A 15,380-nucleotide genomic window follows, 5' to 3' on the forward strand; every position below is an offset into this window, starting at 1 on the left:
GTTGAAATGATAAGAAATCATCCATTGCATGATTTTTTGATATTGAATGTGGATGATACTGATGCCGCCAGGTACGCAAAATCCAGGATTCTGACCAAAGCCGGGTTCAGCATCATAGAGGCTTCCAATGGTGGCGATGCCATCTCAATGGCAAACAGCGAGCATCCCAATCTTATTTTACTGGATACCAGATTACCGGATATCAACGGCTTCGAGGTATGCAGAAGATTAAAGTCTTCCCCCGCCACCGCTTCCATTGCCATCCTTCAAACGTCTGCTTCGTTCATTACCTTGATAGATAAAATCAATGGTATTGAATGCGGCGCTGATAATTACCTGTTTGAACCCATAGAGCCTGAAGAGTTAGTCGTCAATATTAAAGCGTTACTGAGACTTAGCTTGGCCGAGCAGGATGTGCGCGAAATTAATAGAAGAAAAGATATATTCCTGGCCACCCTTGCGCATGAATTACGTAATCCGTTAGGCCCGATACGAAACTCTATCAAGTTGCTGAAAACTTTGAATACCAAGCTCAATGCCAAAGAGTTTGAGCTATTGGATATTATCTCGCGCCAGACCGACCAGATGGTAAAACTGGTGGATGACCTGCTGGATGTTTCGCGGATTTCACAGGGGAAAATTTCGCTAGATATCGAGACCTTGAATGTGCGTGACTTTGTCGAGGCAGCGGCAGAAAGCAGCAGCAATTTAATTGCCGATCGCGGCCATCAGATCACCATCACAATCTGGCCTGAGCCACTGTGGGTTTCCGGTGATAGAGTGCGCTTGATCCAGATCATCAGCAACCTGATTAACAATGCCGCCAAATTCACACCTGCCGGAGGCTTGATTACTGTTGATGTGACTAAAGATCAACAGTGCGTACTGATTAAAGTGACAGATAACGGCATCGGTCTGGATGAAGAGCATCTGCACAATATTTTTGACCTGTTTGTACAGCATGCGCATACCGAAGAGCGCGCACAGGAAGGCCTGGGCATCGGGCTTTCGCTGGTAAAAAACCTCACACATTTGCATGACGGCGAAATCAGCGTGACCAGCCCGGGTATCAATAATGGCAGTACATTTACTTTGGAATTAAAGCTGGTAGCCGCACCACAGTATGAAATCAAACCTGTTGCTGCATTACAGGTCCCTCAGGACTTATCAAAAGAAAATACCAGAGTATTGGTAGTCGATGACAATGAGGATGCTGCCAGCACGCTTTCCGATTTATTGGAGCTGGCCGGTAATAATGTGAGGAGCGCTAACTCAGGCAAAGAAGCCCTCAAAGTAGCTGAGGAGTTTTTACCAAATATCATATTTCTGGATATCGGCCTGCCTGATATGACCGGCTATGAAGTTGCAAAAGCCGTTCGCCAGATAGAAAAACTCAGTAAATGCTATCTCATTGCCCTTACTGGCTATGGTACGGCGTCGGACAAGAAAAATGCACTGGATGCAGGTTTCGATTTGCATTTAACCAAGCCCCTGGATTATGAAAAAATTGAATCCATCAATCTCGGGCTTTAACTCAAATACAATTTGTGAGTCAGGTTTAAATAGAATGCTGGATATATTCCAGGCTTGAATCAGTGCTTACTTTTTGAGGTGTAGGTCACATTATTACCGCTAATCGAATGATTGTTAAACACAATCCCAATCAGCATGATGGTAGTAATAAATATAATAAACATCATCATTAAAGACGTCACCACAATGCCTGCCGAGATAATCAAGGAAGTCATCATGTTCAACATTTCTTTTGTGAAATCCCTTTTTTGCATTTAAGCCTTTATGTCTAAGCTAATGAATTTGGCTAGTAGTTAATGTGGAATATACATAGCTAGCATGCAGGTTCTGCCCGAACTTAGCAGGCAGTGTCAGCTGAGTTTGTTGTAATAGTGACCGTGGTGAAACCCGATAACGCATCGAAAATGCTCACTCTAAAGTTAAAAATTATCCGGCTTTAAAAAAAATCCCCACCGAGGTGGGGAGATAAATTAGGGTGTCTCAGGGAAACAAAATGACTCTAAGCCAGCCACTTTGTTGTAGTAATAATCGCACTTCGGATGAAAATAACATATAGGCAAATGCTGATTCGCTAGTAGGAGTTTTCTGACGTTGCTTGTGATCGCATTCGGATTGATGAGGACTGATCTCACTATCACATAGTGAGCAAAATCTCTAATGCCTGGCAGGCATTAGAGGTTTCAAAGTTTTAAACCAAATAAAGCTAGTACTTACTGACCTGAATATACAACATCCACGCGACGGTCATGCTGGAAACAATCCTCATCACCGCAATTTTGCTTTGAGCGCTCTTCGCCGTAGCTTACCGTCTCAATTTGCTGATCGTTTACACCTTGAATATTTAGCGCATTTTTAACTGCCGCAGCGCGACGCTGACCTAAAGCAAGATTATATTCATGTGTACCACGCTCATCGGTATTGCCTTGCAGTACTACCTTGGTTTGCGGATGTGCAGCTAAATATTTGGCGTGATTTTCTATCAACCCTTTGTATTCATCGCGTATAGCATCACTGTCATAATCAAAAAAGATCTGGCGTTTAGCCAACTCAGATGCACTCATTTGATCTTTGCTGGAATCGACATCTACCGTTTTAATCGTAATTTTGTTTGGGGCGGCAGGAGCCTCAGCGCTGGTATTTTCTTGCTGGGTATTGATTGGACGTGTCACGCTAGGGTCAACCTGAGCCGGTTTCATCGGTGTGCTACTACAAGCTGACAGTAATAATGCAAGTGAAGCCATTTTCCAAAGATTGTTGTTCATGATTTTTCCCTTAATTTAAATTATAAAATTCTCACTCATAGCCTTAATAAAAATTGATTATAAACCTGAGTAATCATTCAGATTTTTATTTTTATTATAGCCATACCGCTATGTAGGTTCAGTAAATATGCTCATAAACTCGGAGCGGTACAGCGCATCCAGGAAATGTCCTTCCTTATCTTGATGCTCTGCATTTGAAGGGATATTCGCTTCCATTTGTGATGGCATCATGACTTTGGTACGTGCAATTTCGTCACCGGTTAAAGTCCTGGTTGCCCAGACGCGATCACTAGTCATAGGCCAGTTAGCATCATTAGATACGAATGAAGAAATCAGGAGGAACATAACCGCCGCAATAATGCCTGCAGTCATAGTAGCTAAAGATATGCCGCTATCTGAATTACTTAAAGTATCTGTGCTGTTCATCATGAGGACCTCACTTACTAAAAATTTTTAATAGTGTTGAAGCGTAAGCGGTTATTGGCAGGATTAAACGCCACCAGTTAAAGCCAGGATAATCAGGATTAAAAGTACCAAGCCTAGTCCACCGCTTGGGTAGTAACCCCATTTGGCGCTGTGAGGCCATGTGGGTAAGGCTCCAATCAGAGCAAGTATTAATACCACTATTAGAATTGTATGCAGCATGAACCTCTCCTAAAACCTAAGCCAAAAATCTCAAAATGAACGTTGTGCTAAAACACAACAACTCATCACTGGAGGCTCCATCATGCAGAACTTGCTTAAAACGCTGTATACAGTTTCAGCTGAATTTGACGTAGGAATCATCGTACAAAAAGACCCAAGGTACTAACCTTGGGTCTTCTTTATCTTACTTAAATTACAATTTAATCGTTACGTGATTTCAAACTCTCTAACAAAGCATACTTTTCCCTATCAATTTCATCTCGTGTACGGATTCCCATTCGACGCAGGATAGGCAGTGGAGGACACCAGCCTTGCAGGCCATGCTGCAATAAAAACGGTAATACCACCGCAGGCAGCGCGAACCATTTCTTGTTGACGGTTAATCCCAATACTAAGCCGGTCAGTGCCAGCGTAGAGGCATTCACTTCCAGGACACGTTCAGTATCCCATTCTTTTTCCAGCGCAATGATGCGTTGTTTCACTTCCCAGGCCGGCCGGGTTGCGTAGTATTGGATATTGGTATTGGTCACACGGTCAATTTGCTCATTGACGTCTTCATCTGTCGAGTTCCTGACGCGATCAAACTGGTTAGAATTCTTTACCTCATAGTTTAAATCCATAACTTCACCTTACTGTTTAATTACTTTATACGAATAGGACAACTGAACTGTAGTTCACTTAATCGTGCGTGCCGAACAATAAGCGCTACTCATAACACCTATTAAATACCGGCCACGTGCCTGATGTTTAAACCTAGCTTTAAATTTGCTGGAACTGCCTTATCGATCATTTTTGGCGGTGGCAGATTCAGGTTATCCATCATGCGGATAAATTCTTCCCGGCTTTTACCGGCTATTCTTTCGTTTGAACGCCGCTCTTCGCCTATTGAAGAATGTGTCTTGCCCTCATAGTCGTGGCATGGGTAAACCAGGGTTTCATCAGGGTAGCTAAAAAGGCGCTGCGTAATGCTGTCGTATAGCGTACCGGCATCACCGTTCTGGAAATCGGTACGCCCACAGCCATTAATCAACAGGCTATCGCCAGTGAATAATTTGCCATTCCAGAAATATGACATGGCACCGGATGTGTGGCCTGGAGTATGAATCGCTTTGATCACCTGATGCTTACCAAAAGACAACTCCTGGCCATCATCAAGCTGGATTTCTGCAGCGGTAATTTTGCAGTGCACAGGAGTAGCCGCTCTGGCGCCGGTCAATGAGCAGAGCGCACCCGCTGATGTTATGTGATCAGCATGCGCATGTGTTTCCAGCACATATCTGAGCCTTAAACTTTCATCACTCAGCAATGACATATATTGCTGCAAGTGTTGGTCTACCGGGTCAATTATCACAGCCTGTTTAGTTTCAGCATCTGTCAGTACATAGGTATAGGTACTGGAGTCATCATCAAAAAACTGATAAAGGTCCTTCATTATTTATCCCTATTTTTTTAATGTCCCTATATGCTGTGAAAGCATCAACACTTCTTATTTTTAATAGACTTCTATATCCGGCAGCAAGTTTCTTAACTTTTTGTTCAGCCAGATTTTAGTTCATTGCTTTTGAGTGACGACGTTTGAGCTTAGGTGTATCTCAGTGGGAGGATTACCAGACACAAAAGGCGTTTCTGTGTGCGTTTCACCTTCAAATAATGTCCCTACAAACACATCAATTGCAGCCATCACCATCAGCATCACCAAAAGCACAGGCAAAACCTTAAATACTGAACTGGCTATGACACTGATCACTGCATTGATGGCACCTGCAACCTCATTGATTACTTGCGGATATGACATGGTGTAACCCTCTCGAATCGGCTTTTAAAATAAAAAATGAGGAGCATGACTGGCTATTTTTACAAAGCCAGCCATAAGTACCTCAATCTTAATTCGTAGTGGCAGGAGGTGCTGATTCATAATCCGTTGGCTGTACCGGATTGCCTTTAGTAGTGCCTGCTTTTTCGTCTTTATTATTCAATACTTTGTTTTTCTGTCTTTTGAAAGGACGGTCAGCAGAGCCTTTGTCGGTGCGTTTGTTTTGCTCTTTCAATTGCGGAGTATCCGAGTTGCCCAGATTGCTGGCATCATTGGGCACACCGTTCTGGTTTACATCTGTAGGGCCCTTGTCCGTGTAGCGTTGCTGTCTTTCCACTTGAGGACTATTAGAGGTACCCAATTTGGCACCATCATCTTTGCTCTCAGCCGCATAATTGGACATTGAAACTGTTGAGAATAAAATCGCGATCATTATTTTTTTCATTGTTATATCCTTTAAATTTAGCGCTAAAAACTAAGCGCCGGTAATGAAATAAGTTATTTCTAAGCGTAAGCCATTAAATAATGTTTTGTTATGCAGCTCTATCAGTTCGCCGCTCATTTCGCTGTAGGAAGTCACTGACTGATGTTGACTTACTTAAGATTTAGTGGGGATGACGAGGCTTGGAATATAAATGATCAGGAATGACGGCTGGACGGTTACTGAATATGGGCATATGGAAATAAAAAAGCCGGCTGGATTTAGCGGGCTTTATGTGAAGCAGAATGTCTTAACTCTAGATACTGGCACGTTTACTAATATCCTTTCTCTTAACTGGCGGGATAATTCGATAGAGTCCTGGATCTGGAGCATCTGGATTATCATCCGGATAAAAATCTTCGTACAAGTCTCTCTCCACGCGTTCGGTAATGTCAGTGTCAATTGGGGTAGGGCTCGAAGTATCCGGCTCGGGGATTTCAGACTCTTCTGAGTCATCAGCCAGTTCAGAGCGATCCGGGTCCAGCAGATTTTTGTCCCATATTCTCACTTCCTTGCTTTTAAACTCTATGTTCAAAGCCATCATTATCTCCTTTGCATTTTCCAAAGTTAAATATCAGTCATTTGTTCAATAAATAACATCCCATCGTTAAGTTAAGACAATTTAGATAAAAAAGTTATAAGCCCATTTCTGATTGTAGTGTAAGAGAATTCATTTAGGTATTTTTTACCTATAATTTTCAGTAAAATGCCTCTGATAAATAATTGCTACCCACTAATGCGGTGTGCCCTTGGTTACTTAACCAAGGGCACACATTTAACACCTATGCAAACGGGGGTTTACTAGCCTTCGCCACGTTTTACCTTATCTACATACTCCTCCAGATTCACCAACCCTTCTGATTCTGCAATCGCTTTTTCTTCTGGTGTAATGGCGTCCTGCACCATATCGAGTCTTTTCCAGGTTGGAATTGGCGTCACTTTACATGGCTCCGGCACATATTTGGATTGATCAATTTTTTTATATTTGTGGATATACCGCGGGCAATTTACCCATATCTTGGTCACAGTCACAAAGATCAGGTACTTCGCTTCGGTATATTCCGCCATCAGTGCATGCTCACGTACCAGTTTGGCAGTGCCTTGCACCCTGATTCTGTGTGGTGTTTCAAAGTCGATAAACAGCAAGCCAACTTTACCTTGGCCACTGATATTGCCAACCGAGTAAAACATGCCATTACCATCAAAACCGGGAAAAACCAGCGTGCTTTCATCCAGCACTTTTACAAACCCCACACCGCCGCCCTTGTATGACACTGTGGGCATGCCATCCCTGTCAACGGTAGAAAGAAAAAACATGTCACGGCTAGTGATAAAAGCTTTCTCTTCATCAGAAATCGCTTCATGAATCCAGCCGTTGTCTAATAGTTCTGCAAGCTTGGTAGTTTCAAACTCTTCCTGCAGTGCGCGGTGCTCTGGTGAATATATCGATGCCATTGATTACCTCCTAAATAAGGCCATTAAGTACCGGCCATGCTATCCAACCCTAAAATCAATCCAGCCTTATTATTGGCTAAGTATTTTATCTATGATCCAGCCTACAGCTTCATTCTATTCGAACATGCCCTCATTACCAAACGGCGTTGAGGCGTCAATTTGTACCGACAAATTGCTGATGATGGTTGTGGATACAGATATTAGAAGGCGCTAAGCAGCAACAAACAGATAAGGTATAAAAGCAAAAAGGCACCCCGGAGGAGATGCCTTTTTTAACACTGGATCAATATGCAAACTGTCGAATGTGGGCAGGGATTGTTTCACTCCGTTAAAATAAGCGACTTATCCTAACGGTCCTAGTAGTAAAGCAAACCCTGGGCACCATAATGCAGGGAAACATTTTGCATGCCTATAGGAGTTTTTCCCGACCTGCACTACAAGCTTAAAAACAGTGCCGAAGTCCATACCCTGGATTGATCACGCTGTCTGGCGGTGATGAATAAAGCATGCTCGCTGCCGGATTCAAGTTTTAGCGCCGGTAAGTCAATCTGCCCGGAAACATCGCGTGGTAACTCTTTATCAGTAATACGTTCTATAGCCACTTTCAATTCGGCGCCTGGTAATTGTTTTTCGAGTTGCTGTGTTGCCAACAAGCTGTCGCCATCCAGTTCGAGCTTCACTTCCGGCGCATGCACATAAGGTTGTGGCTCTAATGGATCACCTACTTTAATGTAGCTATCAATACGCGATTTCAACATAATTTTGCAGCCAGCCAGGTTGGAAAGCTCAATCTCTATGCTGTCACTGTCGCCATTGGTATCGGTACGGAAACCAATAGTGGAAGCATCATTACGCCAGCAAACCTGTTCGGGATGATCAAGGCCAAACGCACTGAAATCGGTAATCGTTGCGCCAGTTACCTGAACCTCTCCCGTCCAGTAGGCACCGCGGTAACGATCCTTGATTCTTGCCCCACCCAGTCTTATGCGGATGCGATTGCTGGCCAATCCCAACTCCTCATGTAGGTTGCGTGTCCAGATGCGCTGGTCACCAGCGTATAGACTGACTTCTTCCCAACCCTGGTCTCCCAGCACCTGGTATTCCAGCGGAACGGATAGCTCAGGCACATATGCGTCACCCATCAGGTGTTCTCCTTGCCGCAAGCTGGCAAAACTGCGCTCGCCGGTCGTGGCAAAGGTATGGCGGGCACGAAGTGCCTTGGCTACCCCTTCACGATCAAACTGCGTGGCTAACACACCTGTTAAGCCGCCACGGGAACCAAATACTGCAGTGGCCGGTACGCCACCGCCGCAACGACCCTGATGCTCATCACTATTGGCAGCAGCACCTACGCGGTAACCGCGTTGCAAGGCTTCGGCGTAGACCCAGTGAAACTGGCCCCAGGCCGAGCTGACTTCGATCAGTCTTTCCAGTTCAGGGTGATGCCAATCCAGGTTGCAACGGCGACCTCCTACATGCGGCATCATCAAATGCCCTTCCGGGTCATGCGCATAGGCGGCATACAAATCGTCGACCGGCCACGCGCCTGGCGTCAGCGTGCCATGCGTAAACTCATTCCATTCGAACGAGCGTACCAATCTGCCGTGCTCGTCGAAAGGAAACAGCGGTTTGCTGTCACGCAAAAAGACAATATTGCGGTCGCCACCAGCGCAGGAATTACCGCACCATTCAGTGCCAGGGTAGCAAACAAACCGGCCTGGCTCATTCAGGCTGTGAATCAGGGCAACCGCCTTGTCCCAGCGTTGCTCGGTAATATTAAAATCATTGGCGGTATAACCCAGGATATCCAGACCGGCTACGTCACGGCCATAACTGAGGTTGTACAAGGTATCATTCGTGCCTACGGTATCATCCGAATGCACATGCAGGTCGGCGTAAAGCGGCCGCAACGCATTCGCTTCTGTTGAAACATTCACATAGGCTTGCGCGGTGGCGACCCGGGCATCTTCAACCTTGGCCTGTATTTTCCATTCGCCTGGATGACCTAACCTCATGCCACCCAAACGCACAATGGCCCAGCCTTGTTCCGCCAGGGTAAACGGAAAATCATGGTGCTCACCGTTAGCGCCAGACAACAGCAAACTACCAGCTAAAGGAAGATTGCGGCAGGTATTGCCCCAGGCATCGTCTGCCCGCACAATCATATCGAAAGACTCCTCGCGATTCACCAACCGTGGCGTAATGATCTGCAGCGCTGAAGGTTCGCCGGGAACAATATTCAATAACACATCGCCAGGTACTTCAGCAAATTTTGAACTGCCTAGCGGGTCGATAAACAGCCTGAACTGGAAGTCTTTTTCAACGAAACTTTGTACCCGTGTCCCAGGACCACCATGACGGCGGTCACCGAGGCGAATGATGATACGGTCGCCCGGATTCAGATAGCCATCCACGACATCGACAATCACGGTTTTCTGGAAAGGACGCTCATGCCCCTTCTGGTCAAACCTGACCTTGAGGCTTTGTACGGTAGCAGGACTTTGCCCAGGCACCAATTCACCTGCCTGATATTCAGCAGAGATGTAGTTTGCAGCTGCTGGATCACTGGTCTGGAACAATGCCCAGTCAGAATAAAATTTAAAGGCCAACTTTAACCAGGCACCATCGGCCAGACCGGAGCCGCCGACTTCATAAGTCAGTACTAACTCTGCCCACTCGCCAGCTACCAACTCGCGCCGGTTAGCGGTGAGGCTGCCAAGAAAGGGCCTGGCCTTATTGCGCTCATATAGCCCTTGAGGCGCAATATACTGACCAGCTTCATTTTTTGGATCGAAATTTTTCATAGTTTACTCTTACTGAACACGCCAGGTTTGGTAGTGTTTTTCTAAACGTTTGAATGCCAGGTTTTCCATCAGCCAGGCAATCAGGCCTATGGTCGCGATCCCTAACAGCACCTGGTTGCTATTGCCAATCTGGCCACCCATAGAAACCATCCAGCCTATGCCTTTGGAAGCACCTATCATTTCAGCGGCCACTAATGCCCGCCAGGCCTGGCTAAAGCCGATGCGTAATGCAGCCGTGACGAAAGGCAATGAAGCGGGGATATATACATGCAAAATAATTTGCCAGGTATCAGCGCCCAGGGTACGCGCAGCACGCACTTCACCACCACGTATACTTTGTATGCCTTCCTGGATCGTAATTGCCATCGGAAACACGGCGGCAATAAAGATCACCATCACAATCGACCAATAACCTAATCCAAAAATGATCATGGTCAGTGGTGCCCACGCCACCGGCGGAATAGCCATAAACAGGCTGTTCAATGGCGAGATGAAGTCGCGAAAATTGTTGGATAAGCCCGCCAGGGAGCCGAGCAATATCGCGACTACCGTTGCCAGGGCAAAGCCGCCAATTTCCTCAAGCAGGCTGGCTCGCAGATGCAACAACAAGCTGCCGTCTTTCAGCCAGCGCACAGCCTCCTGCGCGACATCCCACGGCTGGGGCAATATATAAGCAGGATACTGGCTGGCAATCGCGCTCCAGACGATGAGCAGGAAAGGGAGCGATAACCAGCCCCAATGGAATTTTGCAGAAAATCTCATTTGTTATTTAATTAAAGACTGCTCGGCTCTTTGCAAGAAAGAGGTATCTACCACCTGCTCTACTTTCAGCGGTTTATTGATAAAACCCAATGACAGTGAATAATCCATCAGGCGCTGGATGAATTGCAGGTCTTTGGTATCCAGTCGTGCAGACCAGCCCATGCGCTTACGCGCTTCCTGCACGATCTCTTCCGGCTTGATGGTTTTGCCGTTGGCACCTTGTGTAGTTTCCAGCTTGAAAGCCTCCGCAATGATCTGGTTCGACTCCTCAGGGTTTGATTGCAGGAATGCAATCGCCTTCAGATGCGCGCGCAGCAACTTGGTCACTTCTTCCGGACGGCTCTTGAGCGTTTTCGGTAATGCAATCACCACATACCAGGGGTATTGCGGCAACTCTTTATTCACATCCAGCACCAGCTTGCTGGAACCACGCAACAACGATTGGCTGACAAACGGCTCCCATGAGAATGCGGCATCCACCTCATTGTGCTCAAGTGCCGCATTCATATTGCCAGCCGGCATATTGATAATCGACAGGTCCTGGTCAGGGTCCAGTTTGGCTTTTTCTTTCAGCACATAGCCGCGCAGCAACACATCCATACCACTGCCTTTGGCTACCCCGGCCAGTTTTTTTCCGCGTAAATCACTGACGGTAGTCACCGGGCTTTTCTGATTGGCGATCACTGCTGCCTGGCCATAATTGACTTGCGCCAGAATCTTGCTCTCCAGGCCTCGCGAGAACCAGTGATACACCGGCGGCGAACCGACATAAGCGACATCCAGATCACCTGCTGCGACAGCCTGTTGCAACAATGGGCCATCGTTGAAAGATTTGAGATCTACATTCAGGCCCTCCGCTGCATAGAATCCCTTTTTATCGGCAATCACTGCCGGTGCATTGGCCATGGCATACACCCAGCCAATCCTCAGCGGCTTTTCTTCGGCAAATACGCTAGTCGCCAGGCAAACGAGGGCGACAGAAAAAATGGCAGTGATAGATTTTTTAATCATTTTTATTTCCTGATCATGAATGAATGTTGGAAGCAGTGACATCTGTATGAATGACGTCAGATATGGTGCTCATTAAGCGAGTGCGGTAATCCAGAAACGCCGTCAGTTTGCGGGTATCAATATTCGCTCGCGGACGGGTAAGATCGATAGCCAATTCGCTATGGATGCCTTGCGGCGCAATGCCCAGCACTACCACCCGATCAGACATAAAAATGGCTTCATCAATATCGTGTGTGATAAACAGCACTGTTTGGCCGAGTTCAGACCACAGTCGTAGCGTCTCTTCATTGAGATTGTTGCGGGTGATTGCGTCCAGTGCCGCAAAGGGTTCATCCATCAATAGCAATGCCGGCTCTAGCGCCAGCGCACGCGCGAGCGACACCCGCTGTTGCATCCCTCCAGACAACTGATATGGAAGTTTGTCTGCGACTTTATCCAGTCCCACCAGCGACAGATAGTGCCTGGCTTTATCCAGTTGCTCTTTAACACCTAGCTGTTTTTGCATGCTTAGACCAAAGCGCACATTTTCTAATGCACTAAGCCAGGGGAACAGTTGCGGCGATTGAAACACATAACCAAGTTCAGGCATTTCAGGATGCACAGGCTGGTGATTGATATGGATGGTACCCGATGATGGTTTCTGGAAACCTGACAGCAGGTTTAAAAGTGTAGTCTTGCCGCAACCTGAAGGACCCAAAAGTGAAACAAACTCACCAGGTTCCACATGCAACGAAAACCCATCAAATACCGTATGCCCATTCGCATAAGAAAAGTTGATATCATCCATCGACAAAGATGCAGCTGGCCTGCGCGGGGCATTTGAATTAGTACTCGCTGGGGAACGTTGAATGGCCATGACTTATTAACAGTGTAAAATTTGTCAAAATAATACAAGTTAATACAAGTTGGCACAAAGAATAAAAAAATATATTCTTATAACTTATTTGTATATTTAATCTGCCATGCAAACGCATACAATCTGTCAGTTACTCATCTCCTGATTTATACAAGATAAGCGCAATTGAAATCCATACCTTCACCTTTAATACGGGAAAACCCCACTGCTTTATATTTGCAGATTTCATCCCTGCTACGCGAAGAGATCAGCAGCGGTTTGTATGAGCCGTCAGGCAAGTTACCTTCCGAAGCGGAATTGCAGGCACGTTTTAACGTCAGCCGGATAACCGTCAGACTGGCGTTGGATCAGCTGGTGGAAGAGAAAATTGTCGAGCGGAAGCAAGGCAAAGGCACTTATGTTTTCAACAAGCAATTACGCTATGGCCTGGATACTTTACGCAGCTTTCACGAGACGCTGGTGATACAAGGACTCAAACCGGAAATGCGCCTGCTTTCCCATCGTGTCATTGATATTCCCGAAAATTTGAAAAGCACATTCAGTGCGGAGACTATTCAAAGCCTGTTCATCGAACGCTTGCACGTGGTTGATAATCAACCTATTGCAATCGGCAAAAGCCATCTGCTTGCAGAAGTTGCAGCAGTGAGTTTGGATACTATTGAAAGCCAGCCAAGCTACAAGGTGATAGAAACAGTGACAGGACTGAAAGTGGAGAGAGCAGAGTTATCGATTACCGCACAATTGGCTGATGTAAAACATGCCAAAGCTCTGGAAATCAGTCCTGGCATGCCATTATTGATTATGAAGAGGCTTTCATATCTATCAAACAACACGTGTTGTGACCATTCAATATTCTATATCCGCCCTGAACATTATGAATTTGTGTTGAGCAGCCACTTCAAAGTCAGCTAAATCAAGAAACGAGCGCCGCACCTGCTACTAATATTATTAATCGTGTTTGCCTAGGCAGGATTTTTAGGTGGGATTAATGAATCGTCCAGAATCTTTCCAGGTTCAATCTCTGGTTCAACCACAGGTGCAATTTCCGGCTCCACGCCAGGGACAACTTCGGGATCAACACCAGGAATTTTCCCTGGTTCAATCTCCGGTATGTTCGCGGGGTTTACATCGTCTGTTTCATCAGGATGAATATCCGTTTGATCATCTGGTTGATTCACTTGTTCTCCAACACCCTCAATCTTGCCATTCGGGTCAGTAGCCATTACCTTCTCCTTTTTACAGAATTACGCTCAAATATTAATTTTTTGCACATCTATCTTATTAAGCCATGCAGAAAGTTTTCATCAGAAAATAGCTGATAAGGCTGTAAGAATCGCGTGTCAGAAGTGATGACGTTCTACATTTCTCTATCAGAAAAGGAGCCTAGGCTCCTTTTTCTAATGACTGATTACATGCATGACTACATAGGCTTGCTAGACCAATCTTTCATGGCTTCATCACCTGGGCGGTCAACCACTACTTTTCCGTTTTCAACGCCGGTGACCCAACTGGTTGGAATATAGTGATGCTGACCCTGCCCGTCTTTTTTCAGCTTGATGGTATTGCTGCCTTCCATATGATCCACAGTGGCGAATTGGCCACCCTGTGAACAGACCACTGGCATTTCGGGAATAATCTGACTGGTATTCATATCTTATCTCCAAGGATGAACCGGTATTCCGGTTTAAGTATCAGAGTAAGGTTAATTCTAGCCTTGCGTTATAAGTTATGTCTGAAACTAACGTAGGAAAGAGACTATAAAAATCTCCAATATGGCTTGCAAACGGGCTGGGAGGTCACCGGCTCATAAATGATAAAAAATGGGGAGATGGAACTAAGGAAAGACTTCAGGTTCTAGCCATTGTGTACTTTTTACAAATCTATGATGTTTTAAAACCAGTGTCTCAATAATCAAAACTTTAAATAACGGACGGAGTGTTTATGACTAAAAATAACTACTTGATTGGTATGTTGGCTGGGCTGATTGTGCTTAATTTAACCGCGTGTGATAAACCCACAGAAAAAATTCAGGAGAGGACCTCTGATAACAAAATTGTGGAAGAGAAAGCGCCTTTTGAAACCACTGCAAATGAGATCGCAAAAGCATATGCGGATAATGTGGTCACTGCCGATAATAAATTCAAAGACATCACTTTTAACGTCACTGGCACAGTCGCTGAGGTAAGCAAGAATTTGATTAAAGAGCCTTATGTGCGTTTAAAAGGTGGTGTGAATACGGATAAAGAACCGCAATTTGTATTGCAGCAAAGTGAGAAAGATAAAGCCGCAGAATTGAAAGTCGGGCAAAACATCAAGCTTGAATGTATCGGGCAAGGCGATCTTGCTGAAATCCCGATGGCAGGTGAGTGTAAATTCCTAGATTAAACCAAGGCCCGTAAAACGGGCCTTTTTAATTAGATAAAGCTCACTGACTCATTTCTCGGTAAATTTTTCATCTTCCAGCATCTCACCAGGCACTATATCAGGCTGGTTATTTGCATCAATGCCCTGCACTTTTGCGGGCTGGATCTTTGTCTTAATCGCTGGATGGTCTTCGGGGTCCACACCCGGAATATTGCCGGGTTGTTTTTCCAGATCCGTAGGCGGGCTGCCTGAATTTCCATCATTGTTTCTGTTGACGTTGATATCTTTGTATTTATCTTTCGGGTTATCAGTACCCTCGACAGGACGGTTTAAATCGGTAGTCATTGCATCTCCATTTCAGGCTTTTCGCGAATAGTTACCTGATTTTGTTAAG

General features: G+C 45.6%; 20 protein-coding genes. 3 read left to right on the forward strand and 17 right to left on the reverse strand.

What is annotated here, in order from left to right:
* The first annotated feature begins 6 nt into the window (after positions 1-6).
* A complete protein-coding gene (locus tag ASG34_RS06735) occupies positions 7-1,533 on the forward strand; it encodes an ATP-binding response regulator (protein ID WP_055828410.1) in 1,527 nt (508 codons plus the stop codon).
* Between the two features lie 59 nt (positions 1,534-1,592).
* Here ASG34_RS06735 and ASG34_RS06740 read toward each other — a convergent pair whose 3' ends face one another.
* The 14 genes from ASG34_RS06740 to ASG34_RS06800 form a co-directional block, all read right to left on the reverse strand.
* Positions 1,593-1,751 carry a hypothetical protein gene (locus ASG34_RS06740; protein ID WP_156376460.1) on the reverse strand — a complete coding sequence of 53 codons (159 nt, stop codon included), beginning with the start codon at positions 1,749-1,751 and terminating at the stop codon, positions 1,593-1,595.
* 492 nt (positions 1,752-2,243) lie between these two features.
* A complete protein-coding gene (gene pal / locus ASG34_RS06745) occupies positions 2,244-2,795 on the reverse strand; it encodes a peptidoglycan-associated lipoprotein Pal (RefSeq protein WP_055828414.1) in 552 nt (183 codons plus the stop codon).
* 108 nt (positions 2,796-2,903) lie between these two features.
* Positions 2,904-3,224 carry a hypothetical protein gene (locus tag ASG34_RS06750; RefSeq protein WP_055828417.1) on the reverse strand — a complete coding sequence of 107 codons (321 nt, stop codon included), beginning with the start codon at positions 3,222-3,224 and terminating at the stop codon, positions 2,904-2,906.
* 60 nt (positions 3,225-3,284) lie between these two features.
* Positions 3,285-3,440, reverse strand: a complete 156-nt coding sequence (locus ASG34_RS13840) for a DUF3309 family protein (protein WP_082488022.1) — start codon at positions 3,438-3,440, stop codon at positions 3,285-3,287.
* 200 nt (positions 3,441-3,640) lie between these two features.
* On the reverse strand, positions 3,641-4,060 hold the full coding sequence (locus ASG34_RS06755; protein ID WP_055828419.1) for a hypothetical protein: 420 nt from the start codon (positions 4,058-4,060) through the stop codon (positions 3,641-3,643).
* 101 nt (positions 4,061-4,161) lie between these two features.
* Complete coding sequence (locus ASG34_RS06760; protein WP_055828421.1) at positions 4,162-4,872, reverse strand: MBL fold metallo-hydrolase; 711 nt, start codon at positions 4,870-4,872, stop codon at positions 4,162-4,164.
* Between the two features lie 120 nt (positions 4,873-4,992).
* On the reverse strand, positions 4,993-5,235 hold the full coding sequence (locus tag ASG34_RS06765; RefSeq protein ID WP_055828423.1) for a hypothetical protein: 243 nt from the start codon (positions 5,233-5,235) through the stop codon (positions 4,993-4,995).
* A gap of 88 nt (positions 5,236-5,323) precedes the next feature.
* Positions 5,324-5,698 (reverse strand): hypothetical protein, encoded by a 375-nt coding sequence (locus tag ASG34_RS06770; RefSeq protein WP_055828426.1) that lies wholly within the window; start codon positions 5,696-5,698, stop codon positions 5,324-5,326.
* A 292-nt stretch (positions 5,699-5,990) separates the two neighbouring features.
* Positions 5,991-6,242, reverse strand: a complete 252-nt coding sequence (locus tag ASG34_RS06775; protein WP_156376461.1) for a hypothetical protein — start codon at positions 6,240-6,242, stop codon at positions 5,991-5,993.
* A 293-nt stretch (positions 6,243-6,535) separates the two neighbouring features.
* Entirely contained in the window at positions 6,536-7,189 is a 654-nt protein-coding gene (locus ASG34_RS06780; protein ID WP_055828432.1) for a pyridoxamine 5'-phosphate oxidase family protein, read from the reverse strand.
* A 434-nt stretch (positions 7,190-7,623) separates the two neighbouring features.
* Positions 7,624-9,993 (reverse strand): hypothetical protein, encoded by a 2,370-nt coding sequence (locus tag ASG34_RS06785; protein ID WP_055828435.1) that lies wholly within the window; start codon positions 9,991-9,993, stop codon positions 7,624-7,626.
* 9 nt (positions 9,994-10,002) lie between these two features.
* A complete protein-coding gene (locus tag ASG34_RS06790) occupies positions 10,003-10,755 on the reverse strand; it encodes an ABC transporter permease (RefSeq protein ID WP_055828437.1) in 753 nt (250 codons plus the stop codon).
* 3 nt (positions 10,756-10,758) lie between these two features.
* A complete protein-coding gene (locus ASG34_RS06795) occupies positions 10,759-11,766 on the reverse strand; it encodes an ABC transporter substrate-binding protein (RefSeq protein ID WP_055828440.1) in 1,008 nt (335 codons plus the stop codon).
* 13 nt (positions 11,767-11,779) lie between these two features.
* Complete coding sequence (locus ASG34_RS06800; RefSeq protein ID WP_235559694.1) at positions 11,780-12,553, reverse strand: ABC transporter ATP-binding protein; 774 nt, start codon at positions 12,551-12,553, stop codon at positions 11,780-11,782.
* Positions 12,554-12,838: 285 nt separating this feature from the next.
* Between ASG34_RS06800 and ASG34_RS06805 the strand changes: the two genes are divergently transcribed.
* Entirely contained in the window at positions 12,839-13,534 is a 696-nt protein-coding gene (locus tag ASG34_RS06805) for a GntR family transcriptional regulator (RefSeq protein ID WP_235559695.1), read from the forward strand.
* A gap of 50 nt (positions 13,535-13,584) precedes the next feature.
* Here ASG34_RS06805 and ASG34_RS06810 read toward each other — a convergent pair whose 3' ends face one another.
* Together ASG34_RS06810 and ASG34_RS06815 are read right to left on the reverse strand one after the other, a co-directional pair.
* On the reverse strand, positions 13,585-13,845 hold the full coding sequence (locus ASG34_RS06810; protein ID WP_055828445.1) for a hypothetical protein: 261 nt from the start codon (positions 13,843-13,845) through the stop codon (positions 13,585-13,587).
* A gap of 197 nt (positions 13,846-14,042) precedes the next feature.
* Complete coding sequence (locus tag ASG34_RS06815; RefSeq protein ID WP_055828448.1) at positions 14,043-14,273, reverse strand: DUF2171 domain-containing protein; 231 nt, start codon at positions 14,271-14,273, stop codon at positions 14,043-14,045.
* A 290-nt stretch (positions 14,274-14,563) separates the two neighbouring features.
* Here ASG34_RS06815 and ASG34_RS06820 point away from each other — a divergent pair, with 290 nt between their 5' ends.
* On the forward strand, positions 14,564-15,007 hold the full coding sequence (locus tag ASG34_RS06820) for an OB-fold protein (RefSeq protein WP_055828451.1): 444 nt from the start codon (positions 14,564-14,566) through the stop codon (positions 15,005-15,007).
* A 48-nt stretch (positions 15,008-15,055) separates the two neighbouring features.
* Here the strand turns inward: ASG34_RS06820 and ASG34_RS06825 are convergent, their stop codons facing one another.
* Positions 15,056-15,331: a hypothetical protein gene (locus ASG34_RS06825; protein WP_055828454.1), complete on the reverse strand. Its 276-nt coding sequence runs from the start codon at positions 15,329-15,331 to the stop codon at positions 15,056-15,058.
* Between the last annotated feature and the right edge of the window lie 49 nt (positions 15,332-15,380).

This window comes from Methylophilus sp. Leaf416, assembly GCF_001424665.1.
In the GTDB taxonomy this organism is placed as follows: domain Bacteria; phylum Pseudomonadota; class Gammaproteobacteria; order Burkholderiales; family Methylophilaceae; genus Methylophilus.

Excerpts from the sequence above, each read along its gene's own strand:
- ASG34_RS06820 (WP_055828451.1), top strand. The coding sequence starts at position 14,564 with ATGACTAAAAATAACTACTTGATTGGTATGTTGGCTGGGCTGATTGTG.
- ASG34_RS06785 (WP_055828435.1), bottom strand. The coding sequence starts at position 9,993 with ATGAAAAATTTCGATCCAAAAAATGAAGCTGGTCAGTATATTGCGCCT.
- ASG34_RS06815 (WP_055828448.1), bottom strand. The coding sequence starts at position 14,273 with ATGAATACCAGTCAGATTATTCCCGAAATGCCAGTGGTCTGTTCACAG.
- ASG34_RS06825 (WP_055828454.1), bottom strand. The coding sequence starts at position 15,331 with ATGACTACCGATTTAAACCGTCCTGTCGAGGGTACTGATAACCCGAAA.
- ASG34_RS06755 (WP_055828419.1), bottom strand. The coding sequence starts at position 4,060 with ATGGATTTAAACTATGAGGTAAAGAATTCTAACCAGTTTGATCGCGTC.
- ASG34_RS06740 (WP_156376460.1), bottom strand. The coding sequence starts at position 1,751 with ATGATGACTTCCTTGATTATCTCGGCAGGCATTGTGGTGACGTCTTTA.
- ASG34_RS06795 (WP_055828440.1), bottom strand. The coding sequence starts at position 11,766 with ATGATTAAAAAATCTATCACTGCCATTTTTTCTGTCGCCCTCGTTTGC.
- ASG34_RS06765 (WP_055828423.1), bottom strand. The coding sequence starts at position 5,235 with ATGTCATATCCGCAAGTAATCAATGAGGTTGCAGGTGCCATCAATGCA.
- ASG34_RS06750 (WP_055828417.1), bottom strand. The coding sequence starts at position 3,224 with ATGATGAACAGCACAGATACTTTAAGTAATTCAGATAGCGGCATATCT.
- ASG34_RS06790 (WP_055828437.1), bottom strand. The coding sequence starts at position 10,755 with ATGAGATTTTCTGCAAAATTCCATTGGGGCTGGTTATCGCTCCCTTTC.
- ASG34_RS06770 (WP_055828426.1), bottom strand. The coding sequence starts at position 5,698 with ATGAAAAAAATAATGATCGCGATTTTATTCTCAACAGTTTCAATGTCC.
- ASG34_RS06780 (WP_055828432.1), bottom strand. The coding sequence starts at position 7,189 with ATGGCATCGATATATTCACCAGAGCACCGCGCACTGCAGGAAGAGTTT.
- ASG34_RS06735 (WP_055828410.1), top strand. The coding sequence starts at position 7 with ATGATAAGAAATCATCCATTGCATGATTTTTTGATATTGAATGTGGAT.
- pal (WP_055828414.1), bottom strand. The coding sequence starts at position 2,795 with ATGAACAACAATCTTTGGAAAATGGCTTCACTTGCATTATTACTGTCA.
- ASG34_RS06800 (WP_235559694.1), bottom strand. The coding sequence starts at position 12,553 with ATGGATGATATCAACTTTTCTTATGCGAATGGGCATACGGTATTTGAT.
- ASG34_RS06760 (WP_055828421.1), bottom strand. The coding sequence starts at position 4,872 with ATGAAGGACCTTTATCAGTTTTTTGATGATGACTCCAGTACCTATACC.
- ASG34_RS13840 (WP_082488022.1), bottom strand. The coding sequence starts at position 3,440 with ATGCTGCATACAATTCTAATAGTGGTATTAATACTTGCTCTGATTGGA.
- ASG34_RS06810 (WP_055828445.1), bottom strand. The coding sequence starts at position 13,845 with ATGGCTACTGACCCGAATGGCAAGATTGAGGGTGTTGGAGAACAAGTG.